Source organism: Roseateles sp. GW821-FHT09G09, from assembly GCF_059415965.1.
On sequence record NZ_JBWKOG010000001.1, the window covers coordinates 491108 to 516904 of the forward strand.

23 protein-coding genes are annotated in these 25797 nt (G+C 67.9%); 10 read left to right on the plus strand and 13 right to left on the minus strand.

From position 1 onward, the window contains the following. Positions 1 to 68: 68 nt before the first annotated feature. Positions 69 to 713 (plus strand): cob(I)yrinic acid a,c-diamide adenosyltransferase, encoded by a 645-nt coding sequence (locus tag AC07O8_RS02175; protein ID WP_495046477.1) that lies wholly within the window; start codon positions 69 to 71, stop codon positions 711 to 713. Positions 714 to 731: 18 nt separating this feature from the next. Here the strand turns inward: AC07O8_RS02175 and AC07O8_RS02180 are convergent, their stop codons facing one another. Continuing rightward, complete coding sequence (locus AC07O8_RS02180; protein ID WP_495046478.1) at positions 732 to 1712, minus strand: helix-turn-helix transcriptional regulator; 981 nt, start codon at positions 1710 to 1712, stop codon at positions 732 to 734. A 159-nt stretch (positions 1713 to 1871) separates the two neighbouring features. Here AC07O8_RS02180 and AC07O8_RS02185 point away from each other — a divergent pair, with 159 nt between their 5' ends. Continuing rightward, the gene (locus AC07O8_RS02185; protein WP_495046479.1) at positions 1872 to 2960 is read left to right on the plus strand and encodes a hypothetical protein; all 1089 of its coding nucleotides are present in this window, start codon (positions 1872 to 1874) and stop codon (positions 2958 to 2960) included. A gap of 15 nt (positions 2961 to 2975) precedes the next feature. On the opposite strand, the gene AC07O8_RS02190 is transcribed toward AC07O8_RS02185, so the two are convergent. The 8 genes from AC07O8_RS02190 to AC07O8_RS02225 form a co-directional block, all read right to left on the minus strand. Then, positions 2976 to 3194: a hypothetical protein gene (locus AC07O8_RS02190; RefSeq protein WP_495046480.1), complete on the minus strand. Its 219-nt coding sequence runs from the start codon at positions 3192 to 3194 to the stop codon at positions 2976 to 2978. Between the two features lie 18 nt (positions 3195 to 3212). Next, positions 3213 to 3692, minus strand: coding sequence for a PIN domain-containing protein (locus AC07O8_RS02195; protein ID WP_495046481.1), 480 nt, complete (start codon positions 3690 to 3692; stop codon positions 3213 to 3215). Beyond that, positions 3689 to 3991: an AbrB/MazE/SpoVT family DNA-binding domain-containing protein gene (locus AC07O8_RS02200; protein ID WP_495046482.1), complete on the minus strand. Its 303-nt coding sequence runs from the start codon at positions 3989 to 3991 to the stop codon at positions 3689 to 3691. Before AC07O8_RS02200 ends, AC07O8_RS02195 begins: the two co-directional genes overlap by 4 nt. A gap of 4 nt (positions 3992 to 3995) precedes the next feature. Beyond that, on the minus strand, positions 3996 to 4514 hold the full coding sequence (locus AC07O8_RS02205; protein WP_297524668.1) for a GNAT family N-acetyltransferase: 519 nt from the start codon (positions 4512 to 4514) through the stop codon (positions 3996 to 3998). Between the two features lie 166 nt (positions 4515 to 4680). Further along, the gene (locus tag AC07O8_RS02210; RefSeq protein WP_495046483.1) at positions 4681 to 5343 is read right to left on the minus strand and encodes a 3'-5' exonuclease; all 663 of its coding nucleotides are present in this window, start codon (positions 5341 to 5343) and stop codon (positions 4681 to 4683) included. Further along, entirely contained in the window at positions 5340 to 5654 is a 315-nt protein-coding gene (locus AC07O8_RS02215; protein ID WP_495046484.1) for a nucleotide pyrophosphohydrolase, read from the minus strand. The genes AC07O8_RS02210 and AC07O8_RS02215 overlap by 4 nt, the downstream gene beginning before the upstream one ends. A 383-nt stretch (positions 5655 to 6037) precedes the next feature. Next, positions 6038 to 6685, minus strand: coding sequence for a 7-carboxy-7-deazaguanine synthase (gene queE, locus AC07O8_RS02220; RefSeq protein WP_495046485.1), 648 nt, complete (start codon positions 6683 to 6685; stop codon positions 6038 to 6040). Next, positions 6682 to 7812, minus strand: a complete 1131-nt coding sequence (locus tag AC07O8_RS02225) for a 6-pyruvoyl trahydropterin synthase family protein (protein WP_495046486.1) — start codon at positions 7810 to 7812, stop codon at positions 6682 to 6684. Before AC07O8_RS02225 ends, queE begins: the two co-directional genes overlap by 4 nt. Before the next feature lie 346 nt (positions 7813 to 8158). On the opposite strand from AC07O8_RS02225, the gene AC07O8_RS02230 reads away from it, so the two are divergent. Together AC07O8_RS02230 and AC07O8_RS02235 are read left to right on the plus strand one after the other, a co-directional pair. After that, positions 8159 to 8545: a type II toxin-antitoxin system RelE/ParE family toxin gene (locus AC07O8_RS02230; RefSeq protein ID WP_495046487.1), complete on the plus strand. Its 387-nt coding sequence runs from the start codon at positions 8159 to 8161 to the stop codon at positions 8543 to 8545. A gap of 10 nt (positions 8546 to 8555) precedes the next feature. Further along, a complete protein-coding gene (locus tag AC07O8_RS02235) occupies positions 8556 to 8858 on the plus strand; it encodes a helix-turn-helix domain-containing protein (RefSeq protein ID WP_495046488.1) in 303 nt (100 codons plus the stop codon). 63 nt (positions 8859 to 8921) lie between these two features. On the opposite strand, the gene AC07O8_RS02240 is transcribed toward AC07O8_RS02235, so the two are convergent. Continuing rightward, positions 8922 to 9980, minus strand: a complete 1059-nt coding sequence (locus AC07O8_RS02240; protein WP_495046489.1) for a S1/P1 nuclease — start codon at positions 9978 to 9980, stop codon at positions 8922 to 8924. A 294-nt stretch (positions 9981 to 10274) separates the two neighbouring features. Between AC07O8_RS02240 and AC07O8_RS02245 the strand changes: the two genes are divergently transcribed. From AC07O8_RS02245 to AC07O8_RS02270, 6 genes are all read left to right on the plus strand, one after another. Further along, entirely contained in the window at positions 10275 to 10493 is a 219-nt protein-coding gene (locus AC07O8_RS02245; RefSeq protein ID WP_067280234.1) for a TOBE domain-containing protein, read from the plus strand. Positions 10494 to 10524: 31 nt separating this feature from the next. Beyond that, on the plus strand, positions 10525 to 11145 hold the full coding sequence (locus AC07O8_RS02250) for an RBBP9/YdeN family alpha/beta hydrolase (RefSeq protein ID WP_495046490.1): 621 nt from the start codon (positions 10525 to 10527) through the stop codon (positions 11143 to 11145). 182 nt (positions 11146 to 11327) lie between these two features. Next, on the plus strand, positions 11328 to 11774 hold the full coding sequence (locus tag AC07O8_RS02255) for an SRPBCC family protein (protein WP_495046491.1): 447 nt from the start codon (positions 11328 to 11330) through the stop codon (positions 11772 to 11774). A gap of 326 nt (positions 11775 to 12100) precedes the next feature. Further along, positions 12101 to 14332 (plus strand): protein-disulfide reductase DsbD family protein, encoded by a 2232-nt coding sequence (locus tag AC07O8_RS02260; RefSeq protein ID WP_495046492.1) that lies wholly within the window; start codon positions 12101 to 12103, stop codon positions 14330 to 14332. Between the two features lie 57 nt (positions 14333 to 14389). Continuing rightward, a complete protein-coding gene (locus tag AC07O8_RS02265; RefSeq protein WP_495046493.1) occupies positions 14390 to 15052 on the plus strand; it encodes a redoxin domain-containing protein in 663 nt (220 codons plus the stop codon). A 160-nt stretch (positions 15053 to 15212) separates the two neighbouring features. Continuing rightward, the gene (locus AC07O8_RS02270) at positions 15213 to 20633 is read left to right on the plus strand and encodes a diguanylate cyclase (protein WP_495046494.1); all 5421 of its coding nucleotides are present in this window, start codon (positions 15213 to 15215) and stop codon (positions 20631 to 20633) included. Between the two features lie 89 nt (positions 20634 to 20722). On the opposite strand, the gene AC07O8_RS02275 is transcribed toward AC07O8_RS02270, so the two are convergent. From AC07O8_RS02275 to AC07O8_RS02285, 3 genes are all read right to left on the minus strand, one after another. Next, the gene (locus AC07O8_RS02275; RefSeq protein ID WP_495046495.1) at positions 20723 to 21532 is read right to left on the minus strand and encodes a TIGR02285 family protein; all 810 of its coding nucleotides are present in this window, start codon (positions 21530 to 21532) and stop codon (positions 20723 to 20725) included. Positions 21533 to 21907: 375 nt separating this feature from the next. Continuing rightward, positions 21908 to 22933, minus strand: a complete 1026-nt coding sequence (locus AC07O8_RS02280) for a sulfate ABC transporter substrate-binding protein (protein ID WP_431264437.1) — start codon at positions 22931 to 22933, stop codon at positions 21908 to 21910. Positions 22934 to 23027: 94 nt separating this feature from the next. Next, positions 23028 to 25748, minus strand: a complete 2721-nt coding sequence (locus tag AC07O8_RS02285; protein WP_495046496.1) for a TonB-dependent receptor plug domain-containing protein — start codon at positions 25746 to 25748, stop codon at positions 23028 to 23030. Positions 25749 to 25797 lie beyond the last annotated feature (49 nt).

Here is a 25797-nt window from a genome sequence, read left to right on the forward strand (position 1 = left end):
GCCCGCGGGGCGGGCGAGTTGCGGCAAGATGCCGGGTTTGCACTTCCGCAGCCCGCGCGGCACCCGTCATGGCCAATCGACTTTCCCAGATCGCGACCCGCACCGGCGACGACGGCACCACCGGCCTCGGGGACGGCTCCCGCGTCCCCAAGGATCATCTGCGCGTGCAGGCGATGGGCGATGTGGACGAATTGAATTCCCAGATCGGCGTGCTGCTGGCCGAGCCGCTGCCCGACGATGTGCGGGCGTTGCTGGTCACGATCCAGCATGAGCTGTTCAACCTGGGCGGCGAGCTCTGCATGCCCGGCTACAGCCTGCTGAAGGAGGCCGCCGTGCTGCACCTCGACCAGGCGCTGGCCGACCACAACGCCGCCCTGCCCCGCCTGGCCGAGTTCATCCTTCCCGCGGGCACCCGCAGCGCCGCGATCGCCCACGTCTGCCGGACGATCGCCCGGCGCGCCGAACGCGCCGTCGTCACCCTGGCCGCGACCGAGACGATCAACACGGCGCCGCGCCACTACCTGAACCGCTTGTCGGACCTGCTGTTCGTGCTGGCGCGGGTGCTCAACCGGGCCAACCTCGACGGCAAGGGCGGCGACGACGTCTACTGGAAAAGCGAGCGCCTGGCCCGCCATGTCGCCGAGGACGCCGCCAAGGACGCCACCGAGAACGCCTCGGAACAAGCCCACGAAGGCCCTGGAAACGCCTCCTGAGCGTCTGGAACGCTCCGCTCAGGCCACGGCAGCCGCCGCGGTCCTGAGGCGCTTGGCGTAGGCCTCGCGCAGCGCGGGCGGTTCCAGGACCTCGACCTGCCCGGCATGCCGCAACAGGTCCATCAGCAGCTCGGTCGCATCGACGAACGGCAGCTCCAGCCGCCAGCGTCCGTCCGGCAGCCAGTCGCTGCGCTGGGCAGGATGCCATTCTTCGCTGGACACCCAGGCGGCGATCTGCTCGCTGAAGATCACCGTCGCCCATTGCGGATCGCCGCCGGCGAAGATCCCGTAACCCTGGTCGAGCTCCCCTTCGAGTTCCTTCAGCGGCAAGCTGCGGGCGGCCTGGTCCTCCAGCACCGCCGCATCCTCCATCGCGTCGAGCGCGAAACGTCTGAGCCCGTCGCTCGCGTGGCACCAGGCATCGAGGTACCAGGTGTTGCGGTAGTGCACCAGACGCTGCGGGGACACTTCCCGCTCGCTGACCGATCCGCCGCCGGGTCCGCGCTTGCGGTAACGCAGCTTCAGCCGCCTGCGCTTCACCACGGCGCTCCCGACCGTCTCGAAATGCTCCGACGGCACCCGCCGCCGGGCCGTCGAGATCAGCTTGATGCGACGCGTCATCTCCTGCGCCTCGACCTCGTCGCCGCCGAGCATGCCGGTCAGCTTGTCCAGCATCGGCTGCAAGTGGCGACTGAGCAGCCCGTTCTCGTCGAGGCCGGCCATCATCTGATGCATGGTCAGCAGCGCATGCAGCTCCTTCTCGCTGAACCACACGCCAGGCAGCTCATGCCGCTGGCCGCGCCACTGCTGACCGAAGCGGTAGCCGTTCTCGGCAGCGTCGTATTCGATCGGGGCGTCCATCCGCTCGCGCAGGTACTGGAGATCGCGCTTGAGCGTCGCCGGCGAAACCTCCAGCAGCTCCCGCATCTCCGCGAAGCTCACGCAGCCGCGGCTGCGGATCAGCATCTCGATCTTGTAGAAGCGCTCGGTGCGGTCCATGCGGGGCTCTCCTGACAGATCTGGGTGATCGATCACCACTTTTCTGTCGACTGACGATTCGATGGCTCATTCTATGAGCTACCCACCTTGAATACTTGATCCAAGCCTGAAGCAGTCCTGTCCCAGGCCCCGGTTTCCAAGTCCTCAAGGAGAAGCTCCATGGTCGCCACGATCCGCCGCACTGCCAACGACATCGCCATCCAGCAACTGCCCCTGCCGATGACCGTGGTCGAGGTCCTGGACGACACCAAGGACGACACCGGTGCCTCGAGCCACGAGCGCGTCGGCTTCGAACTGGGCTGGGACTACGCCCACCACGGCCTGACGCCGCCGGTCGAGCAGCTGTTCCGTCAATCGCCGTTGCAGCAAGGCTGGCAGCTGGGCCGGTCGACCTTCGGCGCCCGAACGCTCAAGTCGCATCGTCATACGCAGCTGTGGCTGTCGCTGCGATTGCATGCGTGGCAGCGTGGCCGCAGCTTCGAGACGCTGCTGGTCACGCCCAACTACCTGCAGCAGTTGGACACGACCCACTGCCCGGTCAGCCGCCTGGCATTCAACGACGAACAGGATCACCCGCAGCGCCGTTCGATCGACCGGGTCCGTGACGACGCCGGTTATGCCGCGGGCAACCTGGCCCTGATGAGCCACGCGGCCAACGTCGCGAAACTGGACCGCGGATGGCAGCAATGCTGGGCGATGGCGCAGAGCCTGCGCCAAGGGCCGATGACGATGGCCGGCGGCATGAATGCGGACGCCTGGGAACGCATGGCCATCCTGACCAGCTTCGTGACGCCGATGTCGCACGACCTGGCCGCGCAACTGCCGATGCTCGTGCTGCCGCCCAACCGGCTGCGGATGTTCAACCCCGTGCAAGCCTTGCAGGCCCTGGTCACGAGGCAACTGGCCACGCCGGGATGGAGCCAGCGCCTGACACGCCTGGAAGCCCTGATGGCGTCGCAACAGCGCGCCGATTTCTCGAAGTTCGTCCTGGCGCTGGTCCCGCGCGTGTTGCGCTCCCAGTCGCTCACTGATCCGATGGAGATCCGCTGGGCGCTGGAGGATGCCTGGCGCGATCCCCTCCTGCAGAAGCGCTGGACGCGATTCGCGCAACAACTGACCCCGGAGCAGGCGGAGCAGCTGGTCCAACGGGCCGCCAGCAAGCGCCTGAGCACCGTGCGTGTCCAGAGCCACGTCGCACCGACGGACGGCTGGGCATTGGAACGTCAGGGATTCCGCTCCGCCGCCTGAGCCTCGACGCGAGCGTCAGCCCGGGAGGCCCACATGCAGCTTTTCAAGACTGCCGTTCTGGTCCTGGAGCGCGACGTGATAACCCTGCTCCTTGAACCAGTCGGCCCATTTCATGGCCTGCGATTTCTCAGGCAGCCAGGGACCGGTGCGATCGAGGTGAACACGGTTGCCGCGGCGTTCGTAGAACACCACGCGCCACATGTTGGAGGGGATGCGGTCGTGAAAGCTGGACATAAGCGACCGCGGAATCTATCAAAGCAGGATGTCCCGCTGAGAGGGGGGCAACACCTGGAACCATGCAGACATCGCACGGACCGTGCAGAGTTGCCGGGCCGACTGGCTGCGACTGTTCGCAGACCATGCCGACAGCACCAGGTCGTCGCACATCAGCAATGACGCACCACCCTGCAGCGCGAGTTCGACGAGCGATTGCGCGTGCGCCGACACCCCCGCGATCCGCGGTCCGCGCACCGGTTTCACGACCTCGGCGTACGGCAGGAAGTCCGCGAGCAATTCCTGCTGCTGCGCCTCGGACAAGGCGAACTTCGGATAAGCCAATGCACGCATCAGCGTGGCCGCGAGCTCCGGGCTCACGAGCGGCCTCAACACACCCTGCTGCCAGGCACGACGCAGACCGAGCGCCTCGCCGCCGGACATCAGCAACGCGCGCAGGATCAATGCCGGATCGATGACGGCGAGCTCGGCCGCCGCCTTCTTCGATCGACGGGTCATGCCGCTTTGCGTGGGGTCTTGGGAGCGACCTTCCTGGCCGCCGCGCCGGATTTCTTCACCACCTTGGCGGCGGGCTTCGCCGCTTTGGAGGCGAAGGCCATCGCCTGGGCGATGACACCGTCCGCCACCTCGAGTTCCGCCAGCTTGGCCCGGACCGCATCGCCGCGCTGGATGCGCACCGGCGTCAACACGACCTGACCGGCCTGCAGCAGCACCTCGAAGTACTGCACAGGACCGAGCTTGTCGGTGACGCTTTTCGGCAGGGTCAGCTGGTTCTTGGACGTCAGCTTCGCCAGCACGTGATCAGACCAGCGAGCGCTGCAGCCGGAGCTGTTCCAGCGCACGGCCTTCGACGTCGACCGCCTTGACGCTGTCGTTCTCGGCCTTGAAGCCGGCGATCTCGAAGAAGCGCATCGCGCGCTCGTTGTTCTTGTAGGTCCACAACGTGACGCGGGTGCAGCCTTCTTCCTGGAGACCTTCCTGCGCCGCTTCGACCAGCGCCTGGCCGACGCCCTTGTCCCAATGCGCGGGCATGGCGTACATGGCCCAGATCTCACCGGTGGTGGAGGGCGTGCCCTTGTCGCGGGAGCGGTCGAAGCCGACGAAACCCATGACCTCGTTGTCCAGATGAGCGACCAGCACCTGCGGCTCGCACATGTTGATGGCCTCGCGCCAGTAAGCCTGGCGCTGAGCGACGGACAACCCGTTCAGGGCGCTGTCGGGCCAGAACTCCTTGTACGCGTCCTGAGCGGAACTCACCTGGATCTGGGCGATGGCCTTGGCATCACGCAGTGTGGCCGGGCGAATCTGAATACTCGACATACTTGGAGAACAAACGCATTTCGGGGAAAGGGCGGGATTGTCCCAGTCAATGCGCCCGAACGGGCACCTTGACAGCAAATGTTTTGATGATCTTGATCCGCGCAGGCCGGATCGACGCGGTCCATGCCATGAAGCTCACGACATGCGAACTTCGGACCAGCGAACTTCAGACCAGCGAGACCTGCTGATGACGGCGGACATCGTGCGAATAGCCGGTCGCGGCCTTGTGCCAGTGGGGACGTGCCACGGCCTGCAAACGCAGCAGCAGCTCGTGTTCGACACTCAGTTCACCGAGAAATTCAGCGAGTTCAACACCGATGTCGCGCTGCATCCGCTGCACCAGTTGCGCGGTGGTCAACGCGTCCGCGAGGGCGCGGTGGGCGCGTCCGTTGTCCGGCAGGCGGTGATGACGCGCGAGCGTCCCGAGCTTGCAGTTCGGTGATTCCGGATAGAGACGGCGAGCCAGTTTCACGGTACAGGCGAACTCGGGCGCGATGCGAGGCGCGGCGTCCGCGCGATCGAGCTCGTGCAACCAGAAGCCGCGATCGAAGCTCGAGTTGTGCGCGACGAAACCGCAGCCCTCGGTGAAGGCCGCCACCTCGCGCATCACCTTGGCGGCGTCGGGCGCGTCCTCGACCATCTCGTTGCTGATGCCGGTCAGCCGCTCGATCATCGGCGGGATCCAGGCGCCGGTGTTCATGAGGCTCTGGTACTGGCCCACGATCTCGCCGTCGCGCAGCAGCACGGCGGCGATCTCGGTGGCACGGCCACCGCCCTGCGGGGAGTTGCCCGTGGTCTCGAAGTCGATGACGGCGATGGTGCGTTTCATGCGGTCGGGGCGGGGTACTTCCGGGCGTTCATCGTGATCTTGCGTTCGACCGCCGCGGGCAGGTCCACGCCGGCACGGTCGGCGATCTGCAGCAGGTACATCAACACGTCGGCGATCTCCTCGCCCAGGTGCTGATGGTCCTCGGCCGACAACTGCCGCGACTCCTCGGCGGTCTTCCACTGGAAGATCTCGACGAGCTCGGCCGATTCCACGACCAGCGCCATCGCCAGGTTCTTCGGCGTGAGGTACGGGTCCCAGTCGCGGGCTGCGGCGAAGTCGCGCAGCCGTCGTTGCAGGTCGGCAATGTCCATGGGTTGGCAGTGTGCAAGTCCGGCGTCGCCTGCTCAAGCACCGTGTGCGCTGCAGGCGCCACACGGCAACGTCGCAGAGAAATTTCTCGCCTCTGTTTTCAACATCAAGGTTTTAAATATCTCTTTAGTCGTCTTAGTAGAGGGACGACCTTTCTGTGGACAAGTCGAAAATCCCTTTCAGAAACAACGCCCTGTATCGATCGAAACCTTGTGCGTGGAAGGCGTGGTTCGCGTTGCATGGATAGTCAACAACAAGACCCGACCCCCACCCGCCTGTGGAGAAGTGGCCAGTTGCCAGAAAGTTTTCCACAGCGTTGTTGGCTATACAGCCGCGCCCGACTTGCGCTAGCGGCTCCGGAAACGGGGATAACTCCCCGCCGCCTTCAGTCGATGCCGACCACCTTGTGCATCTGGATCGACAACTTCCACTGCGGATGCGCCATGCAATACGCGATGGCGGCCCTGGTGTTCTGCTTCTGCAGGACCGAGTCCATGGGCTGGAGGAAGAAGTGGTCGAAGGCCAGGTCCGAGAAGCGCTCAGGCAAGGCCAGAGGCTGTGGATAAACCAGCTTCAACTCATGGCCCTTCGTCAGCACGACTTCCGCGTCGGCCTTGGGACTCACGCAGATCCAGTCCAGGCCTTCAGGCGCGGGCTGCGTCCCGTTGGTCTCGACGGCGATCTCGAAACCCTGGGCCTTCAACGCGGTGATCAACGGGCTGTCCAGTTGCAGCAACGGCTCGCCGCCGGTACAGACGACGTACGGCGTGCCGGTGTTGCGGCCTTGCTCGTCCTTGGGCCATTTGGCGGCGATGGCTTCCGCGAGCGCGTCGGCCGAGCCGAACTTGCCGCCGCCCTGCCCGTCCGTGCCGACGAAGTCGGTGTCGCAGAAGGTGCAGACGGCCTTCTCGCGGTCCTGCTCGCGGCCGGTCCACAGGTTGCAGCCGGCGAAGCGGCAGAACACGGCCGCGCGGCCGGCCTGGGCGCCCTCGCCTTGCAGCGTGTAGAACATTTCCTTGACGGCGTAGGTCATACCGGAATCAGCTCCTCGAACGGACCGTGGCTGACGATGACGCCGCTGCCGCGGGTTTCGTACAGGTCGACGCGCTCCAGCGGCGGCAGCTGCGCCTTGGCCTGCTGCAGCACCCAGGCGGCCAGGCTGGCCGTGTCCGAGTCCGGCAAGCCGGCGAGTTCATGCAGCGGATGGTGATCCATGGCCTTGTAGATCGGATCGAACAGCAGCTTCACGTCGCTGAAGTCCATGGCCCAGCCGAAGACCTGGTCCAGCGCCGCGCTGAGGTGCAGGCGCAGCGTGAAGGTGTGGCCATGGATGCCGGCCAGCGGATGTTGCGACGGCGCGCGCTTGAGCTTCACCGCGCTGTCGAGGGTGAACTCCTTCCAGATCCGGTAGCGCTCGCCGTCGAAGTTGGCTCCGCTGGAGCCGGTCTCGTAGACCGTGACCCAGCTCAGTTCAGGCAGCTGCGGCTTCAGCCGGGCCCACAACCAGGACGAGATGAGCTCACTGGTCGGGTTGGCCAGGCCCTCGATCTCGTTCAGGCACTGGTAGTTCAGCTGCGCGTGGAACGGCGCCCACAGTTCGTCGAGGTGGTCGTAGTCGATGCTCAGGTCGCGTTCGCCGAGGTCCTGGTTGGCGTGCAGGATCAACTCGAAGCCGTGACCGTGCATGCGACCGCACTTGTGGCCCATCGGGACGTTGGGCAACTGATGGGCGGCCTGGAAACGATATCGGCGCCAGACGTGCGCATGGCCGTTGGCATCCAGGTCGACGCCGGAGTTCGACGTGCTCTGGATGCCCACCTGCGTGATGCCGGGCACCTTGAACTCGGTCTCGAGGCGGTGCCGGATCCAGCGGGCGATGTTCTCGTCGGTGGGTTGCGTGATGTGCTGGTTCAGCAGCGCATGGTCCAGCGGAGCGATGCAGCGTTCGAGGCCATCGCGCAGCGCGCTGACTTCGCCCCCTGGGAATGGTGCCCAGCCGGCGGGAAGTTCAGCCCGCACGGTGGCCAGATAGCTGTGGCCGTGAAGACCGCGGGCGCGGTGTCCTGGCGGGAGCGCGTCGATCTGACACGCCGATTCGAACCCCGCGGAGGCGGTGAAAAGCGAAGCGGGGGACGTTGGAGAAGCAGGTAAAGCAGACATTCCGAGAGTGTGACATGCCCGCTTTTCTTATCTTCTTGTATTGAATATCTCCTTGGTCGTATTAGTAGGTGTTTGCGGGTTCGTGTGGACAACGCCCGAATTGCTTGTCAGAACAAGGACTTGCGAGCAGGGCAACGGTGTGGGCCGAACCCGGGGAAGCGCGGGATGGAAAGACAACAAGTTCCGGACGCGCTGGGCCGCTGTGGACAACCCGCCAGTTGTTCATCGCGCATCCCCAGGGTTGTGCACAGGCCAACCCATCAAGACTAAGTGCATCTTTGAGCCAGAGACAAGCTCGAGCCGGTCGAACAGACTATGGCACCAAGTGCTACAGTTTGGAGATCGTGTGAAGAGGGTTTTCAAGACACGTGCATTTGATCGATGGGCGAGGAAGTTGGTGCCCGATTGCTTGCTGTGTCTCGCGGCGCGAGACATTGAGGCGGGTCGATTCGAAGCGGACCTCGGCCATGGGCTCTGCAAGAAGCGCATCGCTGTGGCGGGCCGCGGCAAGCGAGGCGGTCTACGGGCGTTGGTGGCGAAGCGCCACGCGGAAGCCATCTTCTTCGTCCTGGGACGAGAAAAAAATGAACCGGGGTCCGACTTCCCGCTTGCGGTGCTTGAAGTGGCGAGGCAGACAGCGCTGGACCTGCAGGGCATGTCGCTGCAAGACATGGCCGAGCCCATTCGTCGTGGTCAATTGATGGAGATTTGCAATGGCACGAAAGGATCCTGAAGAAGCTCGGATGTTGAGCGACCTGCTTGAGTTTGCCGAGGATCTCAATTCGTATGGGCTCATGTCCAAGACGAGCATGGCCAAGATTCGTTCGCTTTGCGCCCCACCTCCGGCATACACAAGCGAGCAGATCGCGGCGATCCGCACGCGGGTCGCGAAGATGAGCCAATCGGTCTTCGCGGCGTTCTTGAATGTCAGCGTGTCGACGGTCCAGAAGTGGGAGTCTCCCAGAGCGAACAAGCAGCCGACCGGCACCGCGCTCCGACTCTTGCAACTCGTCGAATCCAAGGGAGTCGAAGCGCTGATCGCTTGAGGGATACGGCAAGGAAATGAAAAAGCCCCGCACTGCGGGGCTTTGCTCATCCGGGTCGGACGATCACTTCTTGTCCGTCATCCCAGTCTTGTCCGGCCAGATGCTCTCCAGCATCTGCGCCAAGCGGGCGCCGCCCTTGATGACGTTCAGTCGCGTCTGCTCCAGGCTGCGGGCGTCGTAGCCCGCCGGCGGCGTGGCCAGCCAGCGCGGGCCGCGCAGGCTCTGCTGGCGGGCGCCGAAGCTCATGCCGTCGAAGGCGTCCCGAGCGCCCAGCAGGGACTCGCTGGCCCACAGCACGGGCCAATCGTCCGGATTGCCGGTTGCGGGCGGCACGTCCCTGGCCAGCGCGGGCATCGCCGCCAGTTGCTCGGCGCTCAGCCGACCCGGCATCCCATCCCAATAGCTGTGCAGGTTGCCGCCCGGCGTGCCGTCCGGCTTGGGCAGCGTGATGGCGTTCGCGCCCACCGTGTGAGTCTGCGCGTCGGCCCCTTGCGTGTCCGGGTCGTAGGGCTTGCCGTCCGCATCCAGGTACAACGAGCCCATGTGCAGCGGCTGGTGCATGTCGCCGATCGCATGCACGACCAGCGCCAGCGCGTCGCGCTCGTTGAAGTCCATCGGCGGCGTCTGCTTGCCGGTCTTCAACACGAGGATCGCCGCCTTGAGCGCGGGCACCAGGTCATGGTCGCTGGTGCCGATCGCGCCCGGCACATACCGGCCGCGCTGGATCGCGACGTTGGCGTAGTGGTACTGCTTGTTGCAGGACTCCTCGCCCGGCTTGGGGGCGCACTGCTCGAAGTTGCGCTTCACGTAGTCGCGCATCCGCGCTTCTTCTTCGGCGTTGTTCTCGAAGACCGCGCACTCGGCAAAGCGGCCGGTCACGGCGTACTTGAAGTCGTTGCCGGTATCGATGCCCTTCACGCAGTCGTCCCACACCGCGATGTCGCGCAGCGAGACCGTTCCGAGGATGCGCCTGACCTCGGTCTCGGCGCGGTGGCCCTTGATCAGCTGGGCGGCGATCTCACCCACGGAATTGTGGCCGACGGCGCCGAATCCGAAGGCCTGGCCGCAGCAGGCGGCCATCAGCGACAACGCGGCCAGGCCGCGCGCAAACGATTTGGTCATGACAGGAAACCCGTGTCGAACGATGCGCCGGCGGGCGCCGGCAGGGGAGTCGCGATTGTGCATGGCGCCCCATGACTGCCATCAACGGAGATTCCCGCGTGACGGTGACCGATGGGCGCATCGCGCAACGACCTTCTCCCTTGACCTCCGATTCGCTGCGCCCTGCCCGCCCCCCGGACCTCGTCTGCCCGATCCGCTCATATTCGGTCCACGCATGTTGATCCATCAAGCGCTTCGTTCGGCAAATGAGCCGGGCTGCCTAAGCTGGTCCCCATCTTCTTTGGAGCCCCTCACATGACCATCACCGCCATCAACGTCCGCAACCAGTTCCGCGGCACCATCAAGGAAATCGTCGAAGGACCGGTCGTCTCGGAAGTTGACGTGCAGACCGCCGCCGGCCTGATCGTCACGTCGGTCATCACGACGCGCTCGGTGAAGGAACTCAACCTGACGGTCGGCAAGGAAGTCGTCGCCCTGGTGAAGTCCACCGAGGTGTCGATCGCGACCTTGTGAGCCTCCGGCCCGAGACCAGCAGGAGATCGCCATGGCGCTCTACCCCCTCCGTGCGACGCAGCACAACGGCAGCGCCGAACCGCGCCTGTTGATCATCCCCGGCCTGCACGACAGTGGGCCGGCGCATTGGCAGAGCTGGCTCGAGCAACAATATCGCGATGCGCACCGCGTGAAGCAGCGAGACTTCAGCCATCCGGATCTGGAGCGGTGGTCGGAGCGCATCCATGCGCGGATCGACAATGCCGGTCCCGGGGAGTGGATCGTCGTGGCGCACAGCTTCGGCTGCCTGGCGTTGGCGCATCACCTGCATCGCCATCCGGACTCGCCGGTGCGCGAGGCCTTGCTGGTGGCACCGGCCGAGCCGGACAAGTTCGGTCTCGCAGAGAGCCTGCCGCATCAGCGTCTGGGCCGTCCGACGGCGTTGATCGCCAGCCAGAACGACCCGTGGATGAGCGCCTCGAGCGCGCTGCGCTGGGCCACGCGCTGGGGCAGCAGCTACAGCAACATCGGCCTGGTCGGACACATCAACACGGAGTCCGGATTCGGTCCGTTCCCGCTGGCCAAGCGGTGGGTCGAAGCCGCCCGGGCTCGCGCCGCGCGCGAGCGCCGGCCCGAACGTGCGGGCATCCTGGAGTGGTCCTTCTCGGTCTGATGCCGGCATGTCTGATGCCGAGAGGTCCGATGCCGACATGAACGGCCCATGACTGGCGGGGGCCGGGCGACGGTCCGCCAGACCCCCTCCGTGGAATCCCTGTCAGGGGCGCGGGTCTCGCGCCGGACACGTTGCAGAGCTATCGTGAATCTCCCATTCGCCAACGAATCCCGGAGACACCGATGCCCTTCACCATCCGCCTGCACCGCGTCCTGAAAGCCCCGCCGGAACGCGTCTACCGCGCATTCACCGACGCGGCGGCGATGTGCAAATGGCTGCCGCCGCATGGCTTCACCGGGACCATGCATCAGATGGATCCAACGGTCGGCGGCACCTGGCGCATGTCCTTCACCAACCTCTCAGCCGGCGGGTCGCACAGCTTCGGCGGGGAATACCTCGAGCTCGAACCCGGGAAGAAGCTGCGCTACACCAGCCGCTTCGACGACCCCAGCCTGCCCGGCGAGATGACAACGACCATCGAGCTGACCTCCGTTTTCTGCGGGACGGAAATGCAGGTCACGCAGGACGGCATCCCCGATGTCATCCCCTCCCAAGCCTGTCATCTCGGCTGGCAGGAATCCCTGACCCTCCTTGCGCAGCTGGTTGAACCCGATATTCCGAACGGCTGATTTCAGCGTTGATTCCTGGCAGGGGGTGTCAGGCTCTCAGCGTTTTTGAACGACGGTTTTTTGTGTTTTTGAGGCTGACCTACCCCGTTTTGCCAAGCGCGGGCTCTCCACGGGGCATGGGGCACCCCTCCAGGGACCCCAAGCCCCATTCCGGCCCCACCCGCACGCGCTGACTTCCCGGTTCTGGCGCTGGTCACGGATCGTGGAAATCGCAAGTACCGGCTTTTCCGAATTCTTCGAATCGCGGAAGTAAGGAAACAAGGAAAGGCTACGCCTTGTGAGGGGCAGGCCCATTGCCTAGCATCGCGCCCATGCGTCTTCTTCCCATGAACTTGCTGCGTTCGGCGGGGGCATCGACCCTTGCCACGCTGTCGACGGTGGTCGCTCTGGCGACCCTCGTGTCTGTCGCATCGCCGATGCCTGCGGCGAACGCCGCACCGCCCACCGATCGCTCCGCCACCGACGAAGTCCAGGTCCGATTGATCAGCGCCTCCTCACAGGTGGCGCCAGGGCAGACCCTGTTGCTCGCACTCGAACAGCGCATCGCGCCGCACTGGCACACCTATTGGAAGAACCCCGGCGATTCGGGTCAGCCCACCAGCATCGAATGGACGCTGCCCAGAAGCGCAGTCGCCGGCGACATCCTGTGGCCCGCGCCCAAACGCTTCGACGTCGGCCCCATCACCAACTACGGCTACGAGGACCAGGTCCTGCTGTTGACCGAGGTCCGCCTGCCGCAAGACCTGGCCCCTGGCTCGACCGCCACCGTGAACGCCGAGGCGACCTGGCTCGTCTGCCGCGAGGAATGCATCCCGCAACAGGCGACGCTGTCGTTGTCCCTCCCCGTCGGCACCGCGGCAAAAGATTCGGCCGACGCATCCGCCTTGTCCGCGGCGCGCGCCGCACTGCCCGGCAAGGCGTCGTTCCCGGCTGCGGCGCGGATCGAAGGCAGGGATGTCCTCGTCACATGGCCCGCCTCGGCCGTGCCCGCGATCAAGCAGGCCCTGTTCATGCCGCAGGACTGGGGCCGCATCCAGCATGCGGCGAAGCCGCAGCTCGATCGCGCCGGGGACGACTGGCGGCTGCGTATGCCGGTCGGCGAGGAGCCGGCCACTGCAGGCAAGACGATGAACGGTTTGCTGTTGCTCGACGGCAAGGCGTGGGAAGTCAACCTGCCGGTGACCGGTGTTGCAACGGCGCCAGCGCCGACGCCGATCGCCTCACCGACGGCGACGCGCGCCCTGCCGGGGTTAACGGGATCAACGGGATCAACGGGGCCAGCGGCGCTGGCGTCTTCAGGCCGTGGAGAGACCGACCTCAGCCTCTGGACCGCGATGGGCCTCGCGCTGGTCGGCGGCCTGATCCTGAATCTCATGCCCTGCGTGTTCCCGGTGCTGGCGATCAAGGCACTCGGTTTCCTGCATGGCGATGCGGGTGAGCACCGTCGGCAGGGACTCGCCTATACCGCCGGTGTGCTCGCTGCATTCGCCGCACTCGGCGCGGTGTTGCTTGCGTTGCGGGGCGCGGGCGGCAGCGTGGGCTGGGGATTCCAGTTCCACTCGCCGCTGTTCGTGCTGTTGCTGGCCTGGCTGATGTTCGTGCTGGGACTGTCCCTCGCGGGCCAGTTGCAGATCGGCGCCGGCTTTGCAGGCGTCGGGCAAGGTCTGGCGAGCAAACCCGGGCTCGCCGGCAGTTTCTTCACCGGTGTGCTCGCGACCGTGGTCGCGACACCGTGCACCGCGCCGTTCATGGGCGCGGCGATGGCCTACGCGTTGGCGCAGCCGGCGCTCGAATTGATGGCCGTCTTCCTGTCGTTGGGACTGGGCCTGGCGCTGCCCTACCTCGCGCTGGCGTGGTGGCCCGCGCTCCAGAGACGCATGCCGCGACCCGGCGTCTGGATGGACGTGCTTAAGCAGGCGCTGGCGTTCCCGATGTTCGCGGCTGCGATCTGGCTGGTGTGGGTGATCGCCCAGCAGGCCGGACCGATGGGCGTGCTGGCGGCACTCGCGGGGATGGGACTCTTGGCGCTTGCTGCCTGGATCCGATCGGTCAGCCGGAACGCCGCGCCGCGCTGGCGGTGGACTGGCGCCGGTGTGGCGGTCGCTTCGATGGCCGCGGCGGCTGCGCTGCTGCCGGCGGTGGCGGCCCTCGGTGGCGAAGAGTCGCCAGGCGCGGCGACATCGGGCAGTTCCCCGCAAGCCGCTTCCGCCGATCACGAGCCCTACTCCCCCGAACGTCTGGCCGAGTTGCGCGCGCAGGGCAAGCCGGTGTTCGTGAACCTGACCGCGTCGTGGTGCATCACCTGCCTCGTGAACGAGCGGGTGGCGCTCTCGACCGAAGAGGTGCGCGGTGCCTTCGAGAAGCAGGGCGTGACCTACCTCAAGGGCGACTGGACCCGCCAGGATCCGCGCATCACCGAACTGCTGAAACAGCACGACCGCAGCGGCGTGCCGCTGTACCTGTTCTATCCCGCCGGCACCGGCAGCGACGCGCAGGTACTGCCGCAGTTGCTGACGCCCGGCATCGTCACCACGGCCCTTCGGGCCGGCACGACCTGAGCGTCCGCGCTCGGCGCCCCTTCTTTCCACAGCCGTTTTCATCCTGGAGACCCCGTCATGACCCGCTCGATGATTTCCACGACTTCGTCGTTCCGCGGCGCGCTGTCGCGCCGCACCGTGCTGGCCGGCGCCGCCTTCGCGGCGACGATGGCGATGACCGGCCTGGCGCACGCGCAGGCGCAGATCGATCAGCCCGCGCCGGCCTTCAGCGCGACCACGGCCGACGGCAAGACGGTCACGTTGGACAGCTACAAGGGCAAGACCGTGGTGCTGGAATGGACCAACCACGACTGCCCCTACGTGAAGAAGCATTACGGCAGCGGCAACATCCCGGCGCTGCAGAAGGAGGCCACCGCGCAAGGCGTCGTGTGGCTGCAGGTGATCTCGTCCGCGCCCGGCCAGCAGGGCCATGTGGACGGCGCGACGGCGACGAAGCTGAACAAGGACCGCGGCGCGGCGCCGACTCAGGTGCTGCTCGATCCGAGCGGCCAACTGGGCAAGGCCTATGGCGCACAGACCTCGCCGCATCTGTTCATCGTCAACCCGCAGGGCGTGCTGGTCTACAAGGGCGGCATCGACAGCATCGCGACCGCCAAGGCCGATGACATCGCGAAGGCCGATCCGTATGTGAAGACGGCATTGGGCGAGCTGGCCGCCGGCAAGAAGATCACCCATGCGAGCACCAAGCCCTACGGCTGCTCGATCAAGTACGGCAGTTGAGGCGGTGCGGGTCGCCCACTGTTCCACCCGCGCCACGACGCTGGGCCGAGCTGTCGCTTTCTTCCGTTTCCTCCCCGGTTCGCCGTCCCCATGACGGGGGCGTGAACCGGGTCTGTCTCAGCCAGCCGTTACAGTCCGCAGACAACAGAGAGCGGATGGGATGACGGACAGACGAGCGTGGGAGGCGACCGATCCAGGACCCTGGTTGGCGGAGCAGGTGCTCCACCAGGGGCGCCGGAGCGAGGTCGTCCGGGTCCGCGACGGCCAGGGCGGCATGGCGCTGCTCAAGCGCCTGCGGGATGCCCGCGCCGATCCCGCCGCGGTGGCCCGGCTGCGTCGCGAATTCGAACTCGCGCAGCGGCTCGATCCCGCCTTCGTGCTGCGTCCGACCGCGCTGATCGAGCATGAGCGCCGACCGGCCCTGCTGCTGCCCGATCTGGGCGCCGAGACCCTGCGGGACCGGTTGCGGCGCGGCACGCTGCACAACGACGCGCTGATCCGCATCGCCCTCGATCTGGTCGACGCGCTTCAGCACCTGCACGGCCACGGGCTGATCCATCGCAATCTCGGTCCGGGCCAGATCCTGCTGCTGTCAGGTGCCGGGATCGAACCGCGCAAGGTGCTGATCGCGGACTTGGGGCTCGCCGCCGAGATCGAACGCGAACGGCCGCTGGTCCAGCGCGCCGAATTGATCGAGGCGTCGCTGGCGACGCTCGCGCCCGAGCTGACCGGCCGCATGAGCCGCGACGTCGACTACCGGGCCGATTTCTACAGCCTCGGCGCCACCTTGCTGGAAGCGCTGACCGGCGCGCCGCCGTTCAACATCGACGATCCCGCGCGTGCCGTGCATGCGCACCTGGCGCTGGCGGCGCCGCTGGCGACGACACGCAACCGCCAGGTCTTCGAGCCGCTGGCGCAGGTGGTGGCCCATTGCCTGCACAAGGAGCCCGAGGGCCGCTACCAGGGTCACCAGGCATTGCGACACGATCTGCAGCTCTGCGAGGCGGCGCTCGAGCAGGGCCGCGGGCTGCCGGGCTTCGAGCCGGGTCAGGGCGACGCCGCCGTGCGTTTCCAGCCGAGCGGCCGGCTCTACGGTCGCGAGTCGGCGCAGGCGCAACTCGGTCAGGCCTTCGAGGACGCCGCGTCCGGCCCTGCCATCGGCGCCGGGCTGGTGGCGGTGGCCGGCTTCTCCGGCATCGGCAAGACCGCGCTGGTGCTGGCGGCGCAGCGCAGCCTGCTGGCGCAGCGCGGGCATTTCGCGGCGGCCAAGTTCAATCAGTACGGACAGGACCGCGCTTACGGCCCGCTGCTCCACCTGCTGCTCCAGCGCGCCGCGCAGGTGCTGGCGCTGCCGGCGCCGCAGCAGGCGATGTGGTGCGAGCGCTTGGGCGAGCGCCTCGGCGCGAATGCCGCATTGCTCGCGCAGGCCCTGCCGGAGATGAGGCCGCTGCTGGCCGTGGACGCCCCGCTGATGCCGGTCGGTCCGGCCGAAGCGGAGAACCGTTTCCTGCGCGCCGTCAGCCAGGGGTTCGCGGCGCTGGCGCGCGAGGGCGAGCCGCAGACGCTGTTCCTCGACGACTGGCAGTGGGCCGACCGCGCCTCGCGTCGCCTGCTGCGCGAGTGCCTGCACGACGCGACACTGCGCCACACGCTGTTCGTCATCGCCTACCGCGACAACGAGATTCCGCCCGGTCATCCGATCGCGCAGGAACTCGCGGAACTGCGCCAGCAGCTCGGCGAGCGCTTCATGCCCTTGCGCGTCGGTCCTCTCGGACTCGACGACACGCGGCAACTGCTGGCCGACAGCCTGCATCGCGACCCGTCCGAGGAGGACGCGGGGCTCGACGAGCTCGCCCGCCTCTGCCAGACGCGGACCGCCGGCAATCCCTTCTTCCTCCGCCGCCTGCTCGAGGACCTAGTCCGGCGCGGCCTGATCCATTACGACCCCGCCGCGCAACGGTGGGACCACGCACTGGAGCGCATCGCGGCCACGCGCACGGCAGACAACGTCGTCGCGCTGATGCTGCAGCAGCTCGAGCGCCTGCCCGACACGACGCGACAGGCGTTGAGCGTGGCCGCGCTGCTGGGCGCGGGTTTCGGCCTGGACAGCCTGGCGACCGCGCTGGACGTGCCGGCCGATCTGCTCGCCATCGACCTGTTGCCGGCGCTGCAGGCGCAGTTGCTGGTGCCGGCGAGCGCGCTGTACCGCTACGCGCCGCAGCTGCAGGGCCAGGCCAGCGAGTCGGTCCGTTATGCCTTCGCGCACGACCGCGTGCAGGAGGCCGCCTTGCAGCGCATCGCGGCCGACCAGCGTCCCGCCTTGCAGCTGCGCATCGGCCGCCTGCTGCGCGACGGCCACCTCGCCGCGCATCCCGATGTGCCGCTGCCCTACACGGTGCTGCATCACCTGAACGCCTCGCGCCTGCTGCTGCACGAGGCGCACCACGATGCCGAGCGCCAGGCGCTGGCCGGCTTCAACGCCCAGGCGTCCCGGCTGGCGATGGACGCCGCCGCGTTCGAGCCCGCGGCCGACTACGCCGAACTCGCGCTCGAACTGGCGCCCTGCTCGCCGCAGCGCGCCGCCTGGCTGCATCACGCGGCGCGCATGGCCTACCTGGCCGGTCGTCCGTCCCGTATGGACGCGCTGCTGGAATCGGCGATCGCCGATGCGGCGGACAACGCGCAGCGGGCGCGGCTGCTGGAAGTCCGCATGGAGGCCTTCTACGCGCAGGGCCGGCTCGCGGACACCGTCGATCTCGGGTTGGAGCTGTTCCTGCTGCTCGGCGCCGAGCTGCCGCGCGCCGGCGGTCCCGATGCGATGGCCCAGGTCATGCAGCTGCTGGCCGACCTGCAGCAGGAGATCGCCGGCATCGGCCTGGACACGCTGGCCGCGCGCGGACCGATGCGCGACGAGCAGCGGCTGCTGCTGATCTCGATCGCCGCCAAGATGACCGCCGCGGCCTACATCGTGCGGCCGGCGCTGCTGCCGCTGCTGACGCTGTTCCAGGTCCGCCTGATGGTGGACCACGGCCATGTGCCGCAGGCGCTGTCGGCGTACTCGGTGCTGGGGCTGATGTGCGCGGAGTTCCTCGGCGACTACCGCTTCGCCCACGACCTGGGCCGCATGTCCACGCAACTGGTCGAGCGGCACGGCTGGATGCAGGTCTTCGCGCATGCGGGCTTCTCGTTCCATGCCTTCCTCAGCCACTGGGTGCAGGGGCTGCGCGTGAGCATGGACGGCCTGATGCAGACGCACCGCAACGGGCTGGAATTCGGCAACCTGCGGCATGCGGGCCTCGGCCTCTACGTGCACGACGTGCATGCGCTGCTGTCCGGCAGGCCGCTGCCGGCGCTGGAAGAGCAATTGGTCACGCACGGCCAGCGCCTGCGCGCGATGCGCCAGCCGGTGGCCGCGGACTATGAAGAGGCGCTGCTCGGCCTCGTGCGCGCGTTGCGGCAACCGCGACTGCCGGACGAAGGCTTCGACGGCCTGGAGGCCTTGGCGCGCACCTACGGCGAGCGCCAGGACCAGACCGGCCTGATGTTCCTGCACGGCTGGCAGGCGGTGCTGCATTTCATCGCCGACCGGCCGGCGCCCGCGCTGCGCCTGGCGCTCGAAGCGCGGTCCCTGTTCGCGGCGGGACGCGGCATGCACGCGCAATCGCTGCTGCTGTTCGTCGCGGCCTGGGCGGCGCAGCGCGTCGCGTTGGCGGGCGGTGCGCGCGATCAGGCCCTCGAGGACGACGCGCTGCTGCGCCTGCGGCGCTGGCGGGATGCCGGACCCGGCCACCTTCACGACCGTGTCGCGCTGCTGCAGGCGCAGCAGGCGATGCTGTCGGGAGCGCCGGAGCAGGAGGTCGACCGGCTGCTGGCCGAGGCGCTGGACGCGGCGGCCGGACCGCAGGGGACGCCGCTCGATCTGGCGGCGGTGCTGCGGGCCCAGGCGGACGCCTGGCGCGATCGCGACCCGGCGCGGGCCGCCCAGGCGCGGCTGCGCCTGCAGCGCACATGGAAGGACTGGGGCGTCACCGCGCTGGCAGGCGAGGCGATGTCCTTGCCGATCGAGGACGGACCCCCCGCGATCGAGGCGGCCTCCGACACCGGCGAGATCCGTGCCGACGCGGCCGACCTCAGCACGCTGACCAAGGCCGTGCAGGCGATCAGCAGCCAGCCCGATCTGCCGCGTCTGTTGCGACGTCTGCTGGAAGTGGTCGCCGAGAACGCCGGCGCGCAGCGCGCGGCGATCGTGCTGGCCAGCGGCACGGCCGGTCCCTCGCGCTGGGTGCTGCAGGCGGAAGCGACGCTGGGCGAGCTGCCCCGGCTGCATCTGCTCGAGCAGCTCCCGCTGGAGCGCGCGGGCCAGCAGCTGCCGCTGTCGCTGATGAGCCGCGTGCTGCGCGACGGTCAGCGCGAGTTGATCGTCGACGCCCGCGGCCTGGCCACGATGGAGGACTACTTCCAGCGCCACGCCTCGCCGCCGCGTTCGGTGCTGGCGCTGCCGCTGCTCAAGCAGGGACAGACGGTGGGCGCGCTGTACCTGGAGAACGCCGCCGCGGCCGGCGTGTTCACCGAGGCACGCGTGAGCTTCCTGGAACTGCTGTGCGCCAACGTCGTCAATGCCGTGGACAACGCGCGGCTGGTGACCGAACTGCAGGAGCTCAATGCCCACCTGGAGCGCCGCGTGGCGCAGCGCACGCGCGAGCTCGCCGACAGCGAAGAGCGTCTGCGCGCCGTGCTCGATCACGCGCCGATCCCGATGGTCGTGACGCGCGATCACGACGCGCTGATCGTGTACGCCAACGGCCCGTCGGCGGCGATCGTGGGCCGTCCGCTGGACGACCTCGTCGGCAAGCCGGCGATCAGCTTCTACCGCGAGCCCGGCGAGCGGGACCGCATCCAGGTGAAGTTCAAGGAACACGGCCGGCTGCAGGGCGAGGAGATCTGCCTGCTGGCCGCCGACGGCAGCGAGCTGTGGATGCTGCTGTCGATGGTGCCGGTGGTTTACGACGGCGCGGCCTCGGTGCTGAGCACGCTGGTGGACTTCACCGACCGCAAGCGGCTGGAGATCGAGCTGCAGCGGCTGGCGACGACCGACGCGCTGACCGGCGCGGCCAACCGGCGCTGCTTCCTGGAGCATGCCGACGCGGAACTGGCGCGCAGCCGGCGCTACGGCTTGGAGATGTCGCTGGTGATGATGGACGTCGACCACTTCAAGCGCATCAACGACACGCTGGGCCACGCGCGCGGCGATGCGGCGCTGTGCCACCTGGTGCAGCTGTGCGCGCAGATCGTGCGCAAGCAGGACCTGCTGGGCCGGCTCGGCGGCGAGGAGTTCGCGCTGCTGCTGCCGCAGACCTCGCTGGAGGACGCGACGCACCTGGTGGAGCGCCTGCGCCACCACATCGAGATCAGCGGGATGGCGCTGCAGCCGGGCTCGGCGCCGACCTCGCTCACGGCGAGCTTCGGCGTCACGGCGCTGCGGCCGGAGGATCTGCGGGTCGAGGAACTGCTCGGCCGCGCCGACCAGGCGCTGTATCGCGCCAAGGACGGCGGACGCAACCGCGTGGAGCGGCAGTCCTGAGCGTCGCGAGTGCCGCGAGTGCCGCGAGTGCCGCGGCGTCGGCGGGTCGGCGGTCGCCGGCGATCGCCGATGACCCCCGTCGGTGAGGATCAGGGGTCGATGCGAGACGGTTTGCTGCGCTCGCGATAGAACGCATCGAAGCGCGCCGCATAGTGGGCCTTCGTTTCCGGCGTGAGCCAGCGCATCAGGCCCTGCCGCAGGTTGGCGGCGCCCTCTGGCCGGCCGTAGGCCTTGTCGATGCCGCGGATCGCCGCGAGTCCCCACGGCGTCCTCGCGCAGGCGATGCCGGCCATCACCAGCTCGCTGGCGCCCTGGATGGGCACGCTGACGAGGTCCTCCGGATTCCCGGCCATGACCAGCGCCATGTCCATCTCCACCGAATAGTCGGCGCGCCCCAGGCTGAGCATCTGCAGCACGCGGGCGCCGAAGTCCTTGGGCGAATAGAGCGTGACGGTGCTGTCGACGGACCGGGCGGCCAGCATCTCGTCGAGCGCCGGCCCGTAGCTGCGGCCGTCGATGAGCGCGCCGCGCAGGGCGTGGTCGGCGAGCAGCCGGGGCAACTGCACCTCACCGGCGGCGTTGCGCGGCAGCAGCTTGAGCTTGTCGCGACGGACGATCAGGCCCGGCGGCGGGGTGAGCTGGGTGTTGATGAAGTAGGCCGACTTCTCGCGGTCGGGCGTGCGGACCATGTTGGCGCGGCACACCTCTTCGCCGTTCTCGATCATCTGCCAGCTGCGCTTGGCGTTGGCGAAGACGACCTCGTGCCGCACGCCCGGCCATTGCTTCTCGAGGTAGGCGGTGACGCGCGCGGTCACGCCGCTGGCGTTGGCGCCGGTCATCTGGGGTGCGTGGTCGGACGCAAGCCAGGTGATCTTCGTGACGGGAGGGGCGGGGGCCACGGCGGTGGCCGTGGGGGCAGGCGTTGCGCCGGACGCCTGGGCATGTGCATGCGGCGCCGCCATCAGAAGGATGGCCGACGGCAGGAGGGCGGCAAGGCGCGAGCGGAGCGGAGCGAGGAACTTCACGACCGACAGCATACGGGGATCGCTGCGGGCGACGGTCGCGCGGCGGCCATGGCGTGCGCCGGGGACCGGTAGTTGGTCACTGCCGGTCCTGATCCGGCGGGGGAGACGAAAAAAGGCCCCGCCGGCTTGTGGCCAGCGGGGCTGCTCGCACAGAGCGAACGGTCTGGTTGCCTATGACGCCGCTTGCGCAGCGCCCGAGACCGACCGAGGAGACAAACGTTGATGCGTGAAGCGCGGTCCCGTCGGGACTCAGCGCACCGCGCTGATCTGGTCGAAGACGCCGCCGTCGTCGAAGTGGGTCTTCTGCGCATTGCGCCAGCCGCCGAAGACCTCGTCGATGGTCACCAGCTTCACCGGCGCGAAGGTCTTGGCGTACTTCGCGGCGATCTTGGGATCACGCGGACGGTAGTAGTTCTTGGCCGCGATCTCCTGGCCTTCCGGCGAGTACAGGTACTCCAGGTAGGCCTGCGCCACCTTGCGCGTGCCCTTCTTGTCGACGGTCTTGTCGACCACCGACACCGGCGGCTCGGCCAGGATGGACAGGCTCGGCGTGACGATCTCGAACTTGTCCGGCCCCAGCTCCTTCACCGCCAGGTAGGCCTCGTTCTCCCAGGCGATCAGCACGTCGCCGATGCCGCGCTCGACGAAGGTGGTCGTCGAACCACGCGCGCCGGAATCCAGCACCTTGGTGTTGGCGTAGATGCGCTTGACGAAGGCCTTGGCCGACTCCGCATTGCCGCCCGGCTGCTTCAGCGAATACGCCCAGGCCGCCAGGTAGTTCCAGCGCGCGCCGCCCGAGGTCTTCGGGTTCGGCGTGATCACGTCGATGCCGCTGCGGGCCAGGTCCGGCCAGTCGTTGATGTGCTTGGGGTTGCCCTTGCGCACCAGGAACACGATGGTCGAGGTGTAGGGCGAGGCGTTGCTGGGCAGACGCTTCTGCCAGTCGGCCGGCAGCAGCTTGCCGTGGTCGTGCAGGGCGTCGATGTCGTAGGCCAGCGCCAGCGTCACGACGTCCGCGTCCAGGCCGTCGATGACGGAGCGCGCCTGCTTGCCCGAGCCGCCGTGCGAGTTCTTCACCGTGACCGTCTCGCCGGTCTTGGCCTTCCAGTACTTCGCGAACGCGGCGTTGTAGTCCTGGTAGAGCTCGCGCGTCGGGTCGTACGAGACGTTGAGCAGCGTGACCGAGCCCTGCGCGTGGGCCTGGGGCATCAGCGCGGCGCCGCTCAGCAGGGCGGCGGTGGCAAGCAGCGAGACTTTGCGGCGAAGTGGGTTCACGGGATTCTTCTCATCACGGGGGGTGGAGGGGAGCGCCCAATGTAGGCAAGCGCACAGTCCAAGGGAACGAAGAAGATCTGCTTTGCTTTGCAGATCAGACGCCGAAGCGGTGCTCCAGCTCGATCCAGCCTTGCCGCCCGTGCGGCGAGTAGTAGCCGACCGGGTAGTACGGCCAGGTGGCGCTCGGATCGCGGCGGATCTTGTCGAACAGGTTGTTGACGATCAGGCTGACGCTGGTCCGCTTGCCGATCTGCCAGGCGGTGCTGGCGTTGAAGTTCCAGTACGGGCCCAGCGTGCCTTCCTGGTCTTCGCGCGTGATGCGGCCGTTGCGCTGCGCGGAGAGCGCATGCGTCCAGTCGCCGACCTGCCAGACCACGCTGGCATTGAGCCGGCTCGGCCAGTCGGTGAAGTCTGGCGTCCCCACCACGTTCCGGTTCTCATCGCCGGCGAACTGCTGGTACTTGAAGCTCTTCACCCGCGTGTACTTCGCGTCGACCGTCCACTTGCCCCAGGAGGCCGTTCCCCACGAATAGCGCGTGCCGACGTCGACGCCCCAGGTCGACTCGTTCGCCGCGTTGATCGGGTTGACGCGGACCTCCGCGACCTCGCCCGGACGGACCAGCGCGTCGGCCGGGTTGCGGCGCACGCGGGCGATCGCGTCCACGCAGGTCGGCGACTGGATGTCCTTGACGCCGGTGCGGCAGTCCGATTCGTCGCGCAGCACGCCGTCGGCGCTGAGGTCGGTGACCAGGTCGCGGATGGCGATCTTCCACAGGTCCAGCGACACGTCGAAGGACGAGGCCGGCTGCCACACCGCACCCAGGCCCCAGGAGCGGCCGCGTTCGGACTTCAGGTCCGACGATCCGGTGCGCACGAAGTTGAAGCCCGGCGAGACGTCGGCGAAGTCGCAGGTCGACAGCGGCTGGCCGGTCTGCTTGCAGCGGTAGTAGTCGGTCGACGACGAGTAGTAGCCTTTGGTCTGCTGCGCGAAGATGTAATTCATGTCCGGCGCGCGGAAGCTGGTCGCGTGCTGCGCGCGCAGCAGCAGCGTGGACAGCGGCCGGAACTCGAGGCCCGCGTTGTAGGACGTGCTGCCGTCGCTGCGACCGGCGAATTCGTAGCGGTCGTGCCGCGCGGCCAGCGTGGCGGTGAGCTGCTTCGTGATCGGCGCGTTGAGTTCCCCGCCCAGCGCCAGCCGCTCGCGCGTGCCGCGCACCGTCGGCGAAGTGCTCGTGTTGTAGAACACGCCCTGGCCCAGCCGGGGGTCGGCCTCGTTGCGGAAGCCTTGCGTGCCGGCTTCGGCCACGACGGCCGCGCGCACCGGACCGCCCGGCAGCTGGAACCACTCGCCGCTGGCGGAAGCGCTCAGCTGCTGGTTCCAGCTGGCGTTGCGCGTCCAGCTGCGGTCGGTGACGCTCTCGACTTCCTGCGGCGTCAGCGGTCGGAACAGGCGCGCCGGATCGGCCGAATAGATCGGCGTGCCGTCCGCCTCGGTGCCGAGCTTCTGTCCGAGCAGCAGTGGCTCGATACCCGCGGTCAACCGCGGCGTCGTCGTGCGGTTCAGGTAGTACGAGCTGTTGGCCGCGACCTCGAAGGTCCAGGTGCCGGTCAGCTCGCCGCGCGCGCCGACGGCGACGTTGTGCGTCGAGTCCTGCCACTTGCGGTTGAAGTTGTCGACGCCGCCAAGCTCCTCAGGCGCGAAGCGCCGCGTCCAGATCTCCAGCTGGCCCGTCGCGGCGTTGCGGAAGTAGCCCTTGTTGGCGATGTCCGAGGTCCAGGTCGGGCCGCGCGTGTTGTTCTCGGTCCTCGCCCAGCCGAACTGGCCTTCGGCGAACAGCTCGAGGCCGTGATCGAGCGCGAGCGTCAGCGAGCCCGCAGCCTGCGCGCTGCGGTTGCCGGTCTGCGTCGTCCAGTAGGTCGTCGAGGCGCGTCCGCTGCCGCAGTAGCTGCCGTTCTTGGCCGTGTACGGCGAGACCGAGCCCTCGAACAGCGAGGCCGCGCCCGCGCAGCCGTCGGCCGGCGCGAGGTAGGCCCCGCCGCTGGCGTTGCGCCGGCCGATGACGACCGACGGCGCGGCGCCCTTCAAGGTCGTGTCGGCCATGAAGTCGCGCTGGCGGCTCCAGATCGGCTGGCGTCCGCTGAGCTCGACACCCCACACGCCCTGGAGCCGCCCCGCATCCAGGCCGCCGGTGATCTGCGCGCGGGCGTTCTCGCCGCCGCCGCGTTCGGTGCCGCCGGCGCGCAGGTTCACGGTGACGCCGTCCACATGCTTCTTCAGCACGATGTTGACGACGCCGGCGATCGCGTCGGAGCCGTACACCGACGACGCGCCGCCGCTGAGCACCTCGATGCGGTCGATCAGCGCGGACGGGATGTTGGCGATGTTGACGAAGTTGACCGAGCCCTCATAGGCGGTCGGGTAGTCCGCGACGCGTCGGCCGTTGACCAGCACCAGCGTGTGGTTGGGGCCGAGGCCGCGCAGGCTGATCGCATTCGCCGCGGGCGTGAAGGTGTTGCCGAAGTCCTCGCCCTGCGTGAAGCCGGTGTTCTCGGTCAGGCTGCTCAGCGCGTCGGAGACGTTCTTGTAGCCGAGCCGGTCGAGGTCCTCCGACTTGATCACCGTGATCGGGCTCGGGCCTTCGCTGTTGACGCGCGAGATGCGCGAGCCGGTGACGACCACGGATGGCAGCGGCGCGTCCTTCGTCGGAGCCGCGTCTTGCGCGAAGGCGGTGAAGGGGAAGGCGGCGGCCAAGGCCGCGACCAGGGTGGCGGCCGGTCCGGTATGGCGGGCCACATGCTCGGCGAACTGCTTCAAGAGACTTCCTTGTGGGAGTGAACAGATGAGCCCGTCACTCTAGGAAGCC